Raw genomic sequence first — 12,812 nt, forward strand, 5'->3', positions numbered from 1 at the left:
TACATATTAATGAGCAATTAGCATATGTAGCGAAACATCATAACCTTGCTATGGCTGTAGGTTCGCAAATGGCAGCCTTAAAAAATGAAAGTGAGGCGGCTTCGTATAAAATCGTCAGAAAAGTAAACCCAAATGGCATTTTCTTTGCTAATTTGGGGAGTGAGGCAACTGTCGAACAGGCGGAGCGTGCCGTTGATATGATTGAAGCGAATGCACTGCAAATTCATTTGAATGTCATACAAGAGTTAACGATGCCAGAAGGAGACCGTGATTTTACGGGTGTACTTCGGCGAATTGAACAAATTGTGTTAAACAGTAAAGTTCCTGTCATTGTAAAAGAAGTAGGATTTGGAATGAGTAAGGAAACAGTACAGCAGTTAGCGAGTATAGGTATAACAGCAATTGATATTGGTGGACAAGGTGGTACGAATTTTGCTGCTGTTGAAAATGAAAGAAGACAGCGAATGCTTTCTTATTTTAATAACTGGGGCATACAAACTGTTACCTCGATTATTGAAGCAACCTCTACAAATAATAACCTCTCTTTTATTGCATCTGGGGGTATACAAACAGCGCTTGACGTGGCAAAGGCAATCGCATTAGGGGCGAATACAACTGCGTTTGCTGGATACTTTTTACGTGTTTTAATGCAAGATGGTATCGAGAAGTTAGTGGATGAAATCGATCTTTTACATACAGATTTAAAATTTATTATGACAGCTCTTGGCGCGAAGACGATAGAAGAGTTACAATCTGTACCTCTTGTTGTAAAAGGCGAAACCTATCATTGGTTAATGCAGCGTGGTATTGATACTACGCATTATAGTAGGAGATAAAAAAATCAACCGTGTGGTTGGTTTTTTTATAAAATAAAGAAGTGAGATATTGCGCTATATAATTCTATGAATGAAAAAAGAGAATATATTATGATTGAGATATTAATACGAAAACAAAAGAATTTATTAAAAAAATACGAAAAAAGACGGTTTCATACAATACTGAAACCGTCTTTTTTTATTTTTAGTGCTGATTTTGCTTTCGAGCTTGCTCCGGTGTATCAAGACTAGTTGCACCAGGATATTGAAGTGATTGGTCGCGATCAGATTCAACGCGGCGTGATTCTCTTAGCTTTCGTTCTTGGCGATCTTTACCCATTGTGAGTTCCACCTCCTTATTAAAAGTTTTGCTGTTATGAGAAAAACTATGCACAAAGAAAAGGTAGGATTAACTTTCATAAAAAGTTCCCATAATGGAAAACATAGGAGGTGAAATGATGGATGGGAGTACTTTTTATTTTGTGGCTTGGATAGGGTGGATTGTCGTGACCTTTTTTATGAAAAAAGAACCTATTCGTTGGAAGATAGGTGCTTGTATATTAATTTTTATTATTTGTTCCCCGTTAAATGTGACGATTGCTTCTTTTACTGTATCGGTAAATGCCCTTTTGCTTTGTATTATTTCTTTTGTAGGCATCACACTATACTCTATTTGGAAAAAATTATACACCTTACTTTCGGCGCTTATTATTGCAATGTTATATACAAGTTTCCATTTGTTAGAAGTATATGATCCGATTTGGATTGTGGTTGATAGGTTGTTGCTGCTAAGTGGTGCACTTGTGTATGCATCAATTTTATTGTACGGGGATCGCATATTAAGATTGTGCACCTTGTATATAGGGATGTTACAAGGAGAGTTGTTGGTGACGCTTATTTTTCATAAATTACATTTTCCTTATGAATATGGCAGTTTAGCCTTTTTTGATGTTGTTGCCGTTTCTACTTTATTTATGGCGATTTTACTATGGATTACAAAAGTATCAGTATATATGGAACAATTTAAGAGGAAAACGCGTAAAAGAAGGGCGAGGGTAATACATGACTGAATATACACCAGCCATTTTATGTGGCGTAATTGCCGGGACGGTAACTAGGGTGTTAATGCTTCGTACCGATACGAGGCAATATCCGACGAGGCTTCACGGGAAAATTATTCATATTGCGATGGGGTTAATTGCGGCTGCCTTAGGGGCAATTGCGATTCCGTCTATTTTGAAAAAAGATTTTTCTGCAATTACATTTCTTACGTTAGCGGCGACGCAATTTCGTGATGTGCGTAATATGGAAAGAAATACGCTTCAACAATTAGATGGATATGAGCTCGTACCACGTGGTAATACATACATTGAAGGGATTGCATTAGTCTTTGAAAGTCGTAACTATTTGGCGATGTTAACGTCGTTTGTAACAACGTTTGCGTATATAGGATTCCATTCATGGATTGCTGGGGTAATTACTGGTATGGTAAGTTTTTTCATTGCGAGAAAATTAATGTCAGGTAAAAGGCTTCATGATCTTGTAGAAATTGAGCACGTTCCACTTCGTTTTGAAGGAGCGGGACTTTATATTGATAATATTTACATTATGAATATTGGATTACCAGCAAGGCAAGAAGAAATTATGAAATATGGAATGGGTTTTATTTTAAAACCGAAATCAATTGATGCGATGGTTACAATTGCAAATTTAGGACAACGGCAAGCTATTTTACATGATGTCTCTGTTGCTCTAGGGATATATAGGGATTCAGGTACACCAGCACTTGTACCGTTAGCAAAGCGTGATTTAGAAGATGGAAGAGTTGGGATTTTTGTTTTGCCGCAAGACCAAGATGCCGAGAAAGCGATAGGTGTCATAGGGAATGTGCCAACGCTAGAAAGTGCTGTTCATATGTCATCGGAAGCCCCGAAAGGAAGGGAAGATAAAAGATGATGTTAGAAAGTGTTATTCTCGCAGTAATTACAACAACACCGGAAAAGTTTGCAGGTGGAGCTCCCTTATTTACTTGTGAGACGACAGAGGAACTAGAATTTGTTGCGAATAATTTAGAGGCGATATTAGATGGTATTGCGCATCGCTTACAAGAGAATGTATATATTATTGTGAAACATTAGCAACGTGTGTTATAATATGAGGTGTTTTGATACGTTGAGAAATATTCTGGAATGCAAATCCCTTCTTGCACAAAGAAGGGTTTTTTACATAATAAACAGAAGCAAGTTGAAAGGATGAAAGTATATGCCGAAACCAGTAATAGCAATAGTAGGCCGCCCGAACGTGGGAAAATCTACTATTTTCAATAGAATTGTTGGAGAAAGAGTTTCAATCGTAGAAGATATACCAGGTATAACGCGAGACCGTATTTATAGTGCGGGAGAATGGTTAAATCATGAGTTTAACATTATTGATACAGGTGGAATTGATATTGGAGACGAGCCGTTCTTGACACAAATTCGTCAACAGGCGGAAGTAGCGATTGATGAAGCAGATGTTATCATTTTTATGACGAATGGTCGCGATGGTGTAACTGCAGCAGATGAAGAAGTTGCTAAAATTTTATATCGTTCTAAAAAACCTATTGTACTTGCGGTAAATAAGGTTGATAATCCAGAAATGCGTAGTGATATTTATGATTTCTATGCATTAGGATTCGGTGAGCCATTCCCGATTTCAGGTACACACGGTTTAGGACTTGGTGATTTGTTAGATGAAGCTGCAAATCATTTTCCGAAGATTGAAGAAGAAGCGTATGACGATGAAACAATCCGTTTCTCTTTAATTGGACGTCCAAACGTAGGGAAATCATCACTTGTAAATGCACTTCTTGGTCAAGAACGTGTAATTGTAAGTAATATAGCAGGAACGACACGTGATGCTGTTGATACGCCATATAGCAAAGATGGTCAAGATTATGTAATCATCGATACAGCTGGTATGCGTAAAAAAGGGAAAGTATATGAAAGTACAGAAAAATATAGTGTACTTCGTGCACTTAGAGCGATTGAACGTTCTGACGTTGTTTTAGTTGTTTTAGACGGAGAAGAAGGAATTATTGAGCAAGATAAAAAAATCGCTGGATATGCTCATGATTCAGGACGAGCTGTTATTATCGTTGTAAACAAATGGGATGCAGTGAAAAAAGATGAAAAAACAATGAAAGCATTTGAAGAAAACATCCGTGCTCATTTCCAATTCTTGGATTATGCACCGATTGTATTCTTATCTGCGAAAACGAAAAAACGTACACAAACGTTATTACCGGTTATCAATGAGGTAAATGAAAGTCATAGCATCCGTGTACAAACGAACGTATTAAACGATGTAATTATGGATGCGGTAGCGATGAATCCAACGCCGACTCATAATGGTAGCCGTCTGAAAATCTTCTATGCGACACAGGTTGCGGTAAAACCACCGACATTTGTTGTGTTTGTAAACGATACAGAATTAATGCACTTTTCATATGAGCGCTTCTTAAAGAATCGTTTACGTGAAGCGTTCGGTTTTGTAGGAACGCCGATTCACATTATCGCTCGAGCAAGAGACTAATGGAGAGGATGTGATTTTATGACAAAAATCACAGTAATAGGAGCAGGTAGCTGGGGAACAGCGTTAGCGATGGTATTAGCTGACAATGGACATGATGTACGTATTTGGGGAAACCGTCCTGAACTCATGAATGAAATTAATACGAAACATGAGAACAGTAAATATCTTCCGGGGATTACATTGCCAAGCACAATCGCAGCCTACTCTTCTTTAGAAGAAGCGTTAGTAGATGTAAATACAGTACTGCTAGTAGTACCGACGAAAGCGTATCGTGACGTATTGCAAGAGATGAAGGGGATTGTTACGGAACCAATTACTTGGATTCATGCAAGTAAAGGAATCGAACCAGGTACGTCAAAACGTATTTCGGAAGTGATTGAGGAAGAAATTCCAGAGAACTTGATTAAAGATGTTGTTGTACTGTCTGGACCGAGTCATGCTGAAGAAGTAGGTTTGCGCCAAGCGACGACTGTTACGTCTGCAGCCAAACGTATGGAAGCGGCTGAGGAAGTACAGGATCTGTTTATGAATAGCTATTTCCGTGTGTATACAAACCCAGATATCGTTGGAGTTGAGCTCGGTGGTGCGTTAAAAAATATTATCGCATTAGCTGCTGGGATAACGGATGGTCTAGGGTTAGGTGATAATGCAAAAGCGGCATTAATGACACGTGGTTTAACGGAAATTGCTCGTTTAGGAAGAAAAATGGGCGGAAATCCGTTAACGTTTGCTGGTCTAACTGGTATGGGAGACTTAATTGTAACTTGTACAAGTGTTCATAGCCGAAATTGGCGCGCTGGAAATATGCTTGGAAAAGGACATTCTTTAGAAGAAGTGTTAGAAAGCATGGGAATGGTTGTAGAAGGTGTAAGAACAACGAAAGCTGCTCATGAATTGGCAGAGAAAATGGAAGTTGAAATGCCTATTACAGCTGCTTTATATGACGTGCTATTCAATGGGAATAATGTGAAAGATGCAGTAGGCTCATTGATGGGACGTGTTCGAAAACACGAGGTTGAGGCGATACCTGATTTGTTATAAAAAAACGGTAGAAGTACATTTTGTACTTCTACCGTTTTTTTTTTTATTCCCTGGGTTTTTTCACCAATTTTTCATTTTTGCATAGGATAAAGAGTAACTTGAGGAGAGGGTGAAAAAAATGGATAACAACATTTTTAGTAACATTGAAAAAGAGGCGAAAGTGAATAAAGAAGATATTTTTAAATTAGCATCATCTGTACAAAATGCGAACTTGCGTGATGAGCAAGTGCTTCGTCAATTGATTCATCAAGTTGCTCTAATGGCAGGACGTGAAGTGCCGAAAGAGCAAGAGGATCAAATTGTAAAAGCTATCATTAACAATAATATGCCAGCGGATTTTGGTTCGTTAAGTAAAATGTTTAAAAAATAAATTATGAGAAACAAAGAGTTTAGAGAATGCATATGATAGTCATGAAAGAATGGGAATAGAGCTGGTAAGGGCATATTTGGTCAACCGAAGCACATCATTTCGTGCTTCGGTTTTATTATTTTAAATAAATTTCATCAATTCACGGCAAAATGATGAAATTTATTTGTTTAAAGATTTTAATTTGTTAAAATAGTATAAAAATAGATTGAAAGTAAAGGGGTGTATATATGTCGGAAGGGCTTATGAAAATGTGGTTTGCTTTAGGGGCAATTGGATTTATGTTTCTTGCAGTAAGTTTTATTTTATTAAGTAGGCATAAAATGAAGAATAAAATTTTGAAAGGGATTACAGCTTTAGTAGCGTACACCCTCATGATTGTATCTGGAATTATTATTTTCCTTGTTGTATTTAGTGGCCCTATTGAGCAGTAGAGGATGTGTAGTCTGTAAATGTTACAAAAGGAACAGTCCATACTAGCGGGAAAAGGTGATTACCAGTGAAAAAAATCCATATTATTTTAATATTTTGTTGCATAAGCATTTTGACAGGGTGTATGTATCCGAGAGAAAATATGAAACAAAACGCTATTCCTTATGAAGATCAGTTACAAGTTGTTCAAAAAGCTATTACTACATACAAGGAACAAACGAATGGTTTATTGCCAATTAAGACGCGTGATATGAGTACGCCGATTTATCAAAAATATCCAATTGATTTTCAAAAAATTGCTCCGAGATACATACAAGAGGCACCAGGGAATGCGTATGAAAGTGGGGGAGTGTATCAATATGTATTAATAGATGTTGAAACAAATCCGACAGTAAAGTTAATTGATGTTAGGATGGCGGAACAAATTCAAGAAGTAGCATTAAAGTTAAGGATGTATCGTGATGAACATCAATATCCACCTTTTAAAAAAGTGATTACAGATGGTGTTTATGAATTAGATTTCAAAAAACTAGGATATAAAGAGGTACCTCAAGTGACAAGTCCGTACTCTGGAAAAAGTCTCCCTCTTGTAATCAATGAAAAAGGAGAATTGTTTGTTGATTATAGAATCGATTTATATGAAGCGCTGAAAAAAAATGAAGGGCAATTTAAAGAAGGGGAAGATATCCGGAATATACTACTAAAAGATTCCCCGTTTGTCCCTGCATATTCTTTACCTTACACAGTGGAAAATGGCGAACCAATTTTTTTAAAATCATAAGTCATGAACCTTTCTTTTAGTGAATAAGTTCTAGAAGAAAGGTTTTTTATGTTATACAACTTGCGATGCAAACAAAAGGTATTTTTAAATAGTCATATGAAATTGGACAAAATTATATGATATATTGTCCGAACTTCTAGAATACCATTATATTATATCAGATATTATAGGCAACGTTAGAGAAGGTATTAGTTGACTATAAACGTGGAATTATTCCCAAAAATATTGAGGGAGGGAATCACTTGGAAAAGGTAGATATTTTTAAAGATATTGCGGAACGCACAGGCGGTGATATTTATTTTGGAGTTGTAGGAGCTGTTCGAACAGGGAAATCAACATTTATAAAAAAATTTATGGAACTTGTTGTTATTCCGAATATTGAAAATGAGTCAGACCGTCAAAGAGCGCAGGATGAATTGCCTCAAAGTGCTGCTGGTCGTACAATAATGACGACGGAACCGAAGTTTGTTCCAAACCAAGCGGTTTCTATTGAAGTAGATGAAGGTCTTGAAGTGAATATTCGATTAGTAGATTGTGTTGGGTATACGGTTCCAGGAGCAAAAGGCTATGAAGATGAGAATGGTCCACGCATGATTAATACTCCTTGGTATGAAGAGCCTATTCCATTCCATGAAGCTGCAGAAATCGGAACACGTAAAGTAATTCAAGAGCATTCAACAATTGGTGTCGTTATTACAACAGATGGAACAATTGGTGAAATTCCAAGAAGAGATTATATAGAGGCAGAAGAACGCGTTGTAAATGAGTTAAAAGAAGTAGGAAAGCCTTTCATTATGATTATCAATACTGTACAGCCGTATCATCCAGATACAGAGCAGTTACGTCAAAGTTTATCAGAAGAATATGATATTCCAGTAATTGCGATGAGTGTAGAGAGTTTAAGAGAAACAGATGTGTATAATGTACTTCGGGAAGCGTTATTTGAGTTCCCGGTCTTAGAAGTGAATGTAAACCTTCCAAGCTGGGTAATGGTGCTGAATGAAGGACATTGGTTACGCCAAAGTTATCAGGAAGCAGTTCAAGAGACTGTAAAGGATATAAAACGTCTTCGTGATGTGGACCGTGTCGTTTGGCAGTTTAGTCAATATGAATTTATTGATCGAGCAAGTCTAGCTGGCATCGATATGGGGCAAGGTGTGGCGGAGATTGATTTATATGCGCCAGATGAATTGTATGATCAAATTTTAAAAGAAGTAGTAGGAGTAGAAATTCGAGGGAAAGATCATTTATTGAAGCTTATGCTCGATTTATCTCATGCGAAAACAGAGTATGACCAAGTTGCGGATGCCCTGCGTATGGTAAAGCAAACCGGATATGGAGTAGCAGCGCCTGCATTAGCTGATATGAGCTTAGATGAGCCGGAAATTATTCGTCACGGTTCCAGGTTCGGTGTTAAATTAAAAGCGGTTGCGCCGTCTATTCATATGATTAAAGTGGATGTAGAATCAACATTTGAACCGATTATCGGTACTGAAAAACAAAGTGAAGAACTAGTTCGTTATTTGATGCAAGATTTTGAAGATGATCCGCTATCAATTTGGAATTCTGATATATTTGGGCGCTCTCTTAGCTCGATTGTTAGAGAGGGCATTCAAGCGAAATTATCTCTAATGCCAGAAAATGCGCGTTATAAATTGAAAGAAACGCTAGAAAGAATTATTAATGAAGGGTCTGGCGGATTGATTGCGATTATATTATAAGAAAAAATCCCTCTAATTGTAGAGGGATTTTTTTATTTTGGAGTATGTAATAGTAAAATAAACAGTTATTATCTAACACTTTGTTGTAAATTGTCAAGTTTCATCAGATTTTCACATTTTAAGAGTAACAATTTCCTTAAAAATATTGAATTATAAAGGAGAATCGTATAATATAGGCGTTGATAATGATTTATCTACATCTTTGTAGTATAGAATTTGCAAAAATTGCCTACAAATGAAAGTAAGACTCATTTTATGATCATTATACAGTCTTATCTTTGGGAGGAGGTGAATGGCATGAACAAGACAGATTTAATCAATGCTGTTGCAGAAGCAAGTTCCCTTTCTAAAAAGGACGCAACAAAAGCAGTGGACGCTGTTTTTGATTCTATCTTAGAAGCTTTAAAACAAGGTGATAAAGTACAACTTATCGGATTCGGTAACTTCGAAGTTCGTGAGCGTGCGGCTCGTAAAGGTCGTAACCCACAAACAGGTGAGGAGATTGAAATCGCTGCAAGTAAAGTACCTGCATTCAAACCTGGTAAAGCGTTAAAAGATGCGGTTAAATAATCCTTACATATTAACAGGGAAGAAGAGGTTCCTTTTTGGAAACTCTTCTTTTTGCTTTTAAAAACATAAATATGCTAGAATGTGTTCGTATCACTTTTAGGTTTTTCGGGAGGGCTAGCGGATGGCAAAAGTTAATTTAGAACAAATTGAACAAGCAGTACGTCTTATTTTAGAGGCAATCGGAGACGACCCAAATCGCGAGGGAGTACTGGATACACCAAAGCGTGTTGCGAAAATGTACGCAGAAGTATTCTCAGGGATGCATGAGGATCCAAAAGAGCATTTACACAAAGTATTCGGAGAAGATCACGAAGAGCTTGTACTAGTAAAAGATATACCATTCTATTCGATGTGTGAGCATCATCTTGTTCCTTTTTATGGAGTTGCTCACGTTGCATATATTCCGCAAGGTGGAAAAGTAACGGGACTAAGTAAATTAGCTCGTACTGTAGACACAATTGCACGTCGTCCGCAACTACAAGAACGTATTACATCAACAGTAGCTAACTCTATTATGGAAGTACTAGAGCCGCATGGTGTAATGGTAGTAGTAGAAGCAGAGCATATGTGTATGACGATGCGTGGTGTGAAAAAGCCTGGTGCAAAAACAGTAACGACTGCAGTGCGCGGCGTGTTAGAAAATGATGCAGCAGCACGTAGTGAAATTTTATCGTTTATTAAGACGAAGTAAAGAAAAGCGGGAAACTGCTTTTCTTTTTTTTATATGCAAAAAAATGATATAGTTTTAGTATGAAAGAGCAAGAATATAAAGGTTGAAAATTATTTCTGCCTTTTGTGCAAATGAATGTTTGTAGTTGTTAGTGATGAAGATGATTCGTATGAATGAAAGTTGAGGCTGCATTCGGTGACAGTTTGGCAGAAGTAGCCAAGTTTTGATTATAGAAAATAGAATGTATGTGTTATAATAAATTTTATGAATTAGAAAACAAGGGTGATTTTTTGTGTGTGACATCTACGGAGGGTATGCTGGTATTAAAGAGAAATTGATGGAGAAATTACGCCATCCTTATTTTATAAACTATATTGAAGAACCATTTATTGATGAAGAAAAAATAGCGCTGTTATACGGTGCATTAAAGGATGCAAATATACATAAAGAACAAATTGATCATTATGTAGTAACGATTATGCTTGTACAAATTGCTCTTGATACACATGAAAAAGTATCAAATAAAGCAAACGAAGAGACGAGTGGATTTCATAAGCGTCGTCAATTGACAGTGCTTGCAGGCGATTATTATAGTGGTCTATACTATTACTTATTGTCAATGAATTGTGATATTATCTTAATTCGCGCACTTGCTGAAGGAATTAAGGAGATTAATGAGCATAAAATTATGCTATATCAAAAAGCCCATGTGACGATTCAAGACATAATGGAAAGTGTAGTAATAATTGAATCTGCGCTGTTGCAAAAAACATGTGATCATTTTCATTTATCCAATTGGAAACCATATATAACTTATGTATTAGGAAAAAATCGTCTTCAAAAAGAGTGTCAATTGTATGCTGATAAACAAAATTCACCTGTTTTTCAAGCGGTTCAAAAAATCTCATTGGATGATGATAAAAATCTGGAAACAGTTATTAATGAATGGCTTATGGAAATGAAAAAGCAGGAAGAAAAATTTTTAGAGAATCATACAGAAGTTAATGAAATAATTTCTATGTTAAGAGATAAATCAAGGACATAAGCAACTTTACATTGGAAGAAGGTACGAGCATGCAACAATCAAAAGAAGAAAGAGTACATGACGTATTTGAGAAAATTTCTGATAAATACGATGTGATGAATTCTGTAATTAGTTTTCAAAGGCATAAGGTATGGCGCAAAGAAACGATGAAAATTATGGATGTGAAACCTGGGAGTAAGGCACTCGATGTTTGCTGCGGAACAGCTGATTGGACAATTGCGCTAGCAGGAGCTGTAGGGGAAAATGGAAAGGTTTACGGTTTAGACTTTAGCGAAAATATGCTAGCTGTCGGTAAACAAAAGGTAGAAGCTTTAGAATTAAAGCAAGTAGAACTTATGCATGGAAATGCAATGGAACTTCCTTTTGAAGATAATACGTTTGATTATGTAACGATTGGTTTTGGGCTACGTAACGTTCCGGATTACATGCAAGTATTAAAAGAAATGACGCGTGTAGTAAAGCCTGGTGGAAAAGTAATTTGCTTAGAAACATCTCAACCAACAATGATTGGTTTTCGACAAGGGTATGTCTTATACTTTAAATATATCATGCCGTTGTTTGGAAAGATATTTGCAAAAAGTTATAAAGAATATTCATGGCTTCAGGAATCCGCTAGTACATTCCCAGGGATGAAAGAGTTAGCGAGTATGTTTGAAGAAGCTGGGCTTAAGAATGTGAAAGTGAAACCATTTACTTTTGGTGTAGCAGCTATGCATTTAGGTGTTAAACCAGAATCAAAATAGAAAAAAGACGTTTTAGGTTAAGGTGAACAATATGAAGTTACAACTTATGTACTCTTTTTTACGATCGGATATTAATGTTATAGAAAAAGAATTGAAGAAGACAGTTGCTTCTGAGCAGCCGTTAGTAGAAGAAGCGGCATTACAGCTTATTGAAGCAGGTGGGAAGCGGATTCGCCCTGTTTTTGTTTTGCTTGCAGGGAAATTTGGGGATTATAAGTTAGATGCAATTAAGCATGTTGCGGTTGCATTAGAACTTATTCATATGGCTTCTCTTGTTCACGATGATGTTATAGATGCTGCGTTTTTACGACGCGGTAGCGCAACAGTGAATGCGAAATGGGGAGATCGTATTGCAATGTATACAGGAGACTACTTGTTTGCGAAGTCTCTTGAATGTATAACAAATATAGAAATTCCAGATGCACACCAGGCACTATCTCATACAATTTTAGAAGTTTGTAAAGGTGAAATCGAACAAATTAAAGATAAGTATAACTATGATCAAAATTTAAGAACGTATTTAAGAAGGATAAAACGAAAAACAGCATTATTAATCGCCGCGAGTTGTCAGTTAGGAGCGATTGCTGCTGGTGCTAATCGTGATACTGTAAATCGTCTATTTTGGTATGGATATTTTGTTGGTATGTCTTATCAAATTATTGATGATATTTTAGATTTCGTATCGACAGAAGAGAAGCTTGGAAAGCCTGCTGGTGGTGATTTATTACAAGGTAACATTACATTACCTGTTTTGTATGCCATGGAAGATCCTGTTCTTCGTCAGAAAATTACATCTGTGCATGAAAATACAACAGCAAGTGAAATGAAAGAAATTATTAATGATATTAAAGCGAGCGAAGCTATTGATAAAGCATTTTCGTTTAGTGAACGTTATTTACATAAAGCATTAGAAATAATAAAACCACTCCCTCGTGGACAGGCGAAGTATGCGTTGCAAAATGTCGCAAAGTATATTGGAAAACGAAAATTTTAGTGTTTTTTCTAAAAAATAAAATAATCTCTCTATTTCAAAACTATTGCACAATTGTGATAA

Annotated in this window: 16 protein-coding genes; 15 read left to right on the top strand and 1 reads right to left on the bottom strand. The window is 36.5% G+C overall.

Features of this window, described 5'->3' with window-relative positions; all coding sequences use genetic code 11:
* The coding region (fni, locus tag BAQ49_RS08025) for a type 2 isopentenyl-diphosphate Delta-isomerase (protein ID WP_071744900.1) at positions 1-836 on the top strand (836 nt) is incomplete at its 5' end.
* A 184-nt stretch (positions 837-1,020) separates the two neighbouring features.
* Here the strand turns inward: fni and BAQ49_RS08030 are convergent.
* On the bottom strand, positions 1,021-1,155 hold the full coding sequence (locus tag BAQ49_RS08030; protein WP_000513901.1) for a YpzI family protein: 135 nt from the start codon (positions 1,153-1,155) through the stop codon (positions 1,021-1,023).
* 118 nt (positions 1,156-1,273) lie between these two features.
* Here BAQ49_RS08030 and BAQ49_RS08035 point away from each other — a divergent pair, with 118 nt between their 5' ends.
* The 14 genes from BAQ49_RS08035 to hepT all read left to right on the top strand — a co-directional run bounded on the left by BAQ49_RS08035 (position 1,274) and on the right by hepT (position 12,752).
* The gene (locus BAQ49_RS08035; RefSeq protein ID WP_071744901.1) at positions 1,274-1,885 is read left to right on the top strand and encodes a YphA family membrane protein; all 612 of its coding nucleotides are present in this window, start codon (positions 1,274-1,276) and stop codon (positions 1,883-1,885) included.
* Positions 1,878-2,771: a YIEGIA family protein gene (locus BAQ49_RS08040; protein ID WP_071744902.1), complete on the top strand. Its 894-nt coding sequence runs from the start codon at positions 1,878-1,880 to the stop codon at positions 2,769-2,771. The genes BAQ49_RS08035 and BAQ49_RS08040 overlap by 8 nt, the downstream gene beginning before the upstream one ends.
* Positions 2,768-2,953, top strand: coding sequence for a capping complex subunit for YIEGIA (locus BAQ49_RS08045; RefSeq protein ID WP_071744903.1), 186 nt, complete (start codon positions 2,768-2,770; stop codon positions 2,951-2,953). Before BAQ49_RS08040 ends, BAQ49_RS08045 begins: the two co-directional genes overlap by 4 nt.
* Before the next feature lie 124 nt (positions 2,954-3,077).
* Positions 3,078-4,388, top strand: coding sequence for a ribosome biogenesis GTPase Der (der, locus tag BAQ49_RS08050; protein ID WP_001125887.1), 1,311 nt, complete (start codon positions 3,078-3,080; stop codon positions 4,386-4,388).
* An 18-nt stretch (positions 4,389-4,406) separates the two neighbouring features.
* Entirely contained in the window at positions 4,407-5,429 is a 1,023-nt protein-coding gene (locus tag BAQ49_RS08055; RefSeq protein WP_071744904.1) for an NAD(P)H-dependent glycerol-3-phosphate dehydrogenase, read from the top strand.
* Between the two features lie 118 nt (positions 5,430-5,547).
* Complete coding sequence (locus BAQ49_RS08060) at positions 5,548-5,799, top strand: stage VI sporulation protein F (protein WP_000369757.1); 252 nt, start codon at positions 5,548-5,550, stop codon at positions 5,797-5,799.
* A 227-nt stretch (positions 5,800-6,026) separates the two neighbouring features.
* Positions 6,027-6,230: a DUF2768 domain-containing protein gene (locus BAQ49_RS08065; protein WP_001289003.1), complete on the top strand. Its 204-nt coding sequence runs from the start codon at positions 6,027-6,029 to the stop codon at positions 6,228-6,230.
* A 65-nt stretch (positions 6,231-6,295) separates the two neighbouring features.
* A complete protein-coding gene (locus BAQ49_RS08070) occupies positions 6,296-7,009 on the top strand; it encodes a YphF family lipoprotein (protein WP_071744905.1) in 714 nt (237 codons plus the stop codon).
* Between the two features lie 242 nt (positions 7,010-7,251).
* Positions 7,252-8,730: a stage IV sporulation protein A gene (gene spoIVA, locus BAQ49_RS08075; RefSeq protein WP_000416521.1), complete on the top strand. Its 1,479-nt coding sequence runs from the start codon at positions 7,252-7,254 to the stop codon at positions 8,728-8,730.
* Between the two features lie 297 nt (positions 8,731-9,027).
* The gene (locus tag BAQ49_RS08080) at positions 9,028-9,300 is read left to right on the top strand and encodes a non-specific DNA-binding protein Hbs (protein WP_001043860.1); all 273 of its coding nucleotides are present in this window, start codon (positions 9,028-9,030) and stop codon (positions 9,298-9,300) included.
* A gap of 121 nt (positions 9,301-9,421) precedes the next feature.
* Positions 9,422-9,991 carry a GTP cyclohydrolase I FolE gene (gene folE, locus BAQ49_RS08085; protein WP_071744906.1) on the top strand — a complete coding sequence of 190 codons (570 nt, stop codon included), beginning with the start codon at positions 9,422-9,424 and terminating at the stop codon, positions 9,989-9,991.
* Between the two features lie 271 nt (positions 9,992-10,262).
* Positions 10,263-11,015, top strand: a complete 753-nt coding sequence (locus tag BAQ49_RS08090) for a heptaprenyl diphosphate synthase component 1 (RefSeq protein WP_000332838.1) — start codon at positions 10,263-10,265, stop codon at positions 11,013-11,015.
* 29 nt (positions 11,016-11,044) lie between these two features.
* Positions 11,045-11,758, top strand: coding sequence for a demethylmenaquinone methyltransferase (locus tag BAQ49_RS08095; RefSeq protein WP_071744907.1), 714 nt, complete (start codon positions 11,045-11,047; stop codon positions 11,756-11,758).
* Between the two features lie 31 nt (positions 11,759-11,789).
* Complete coding sequence (hepT, locus tag BAQ49_RS08100; protein ID WP_071744908.1) at positions 11,790-12,752, top strand: heptaprenyl diphosphate synthase component II; 963 nt, start codon at positions 11,790-11,792, stop codon at positions 12,750-12,752.
* Positions 12,753-12,812 lie beyond the last annotated feature (60 nt).

The sequence above is a fragment of the Bacillus proteolyticus genome, from assembly GCF_001884065.1.
In the GTDB taxonomy this organism is placed as follows: Bacteria; Bacillota; Bacilli; order Bacillales; family Bacillaceae_G; genus Bacillus_A; species Bacillus_A proteolyticus.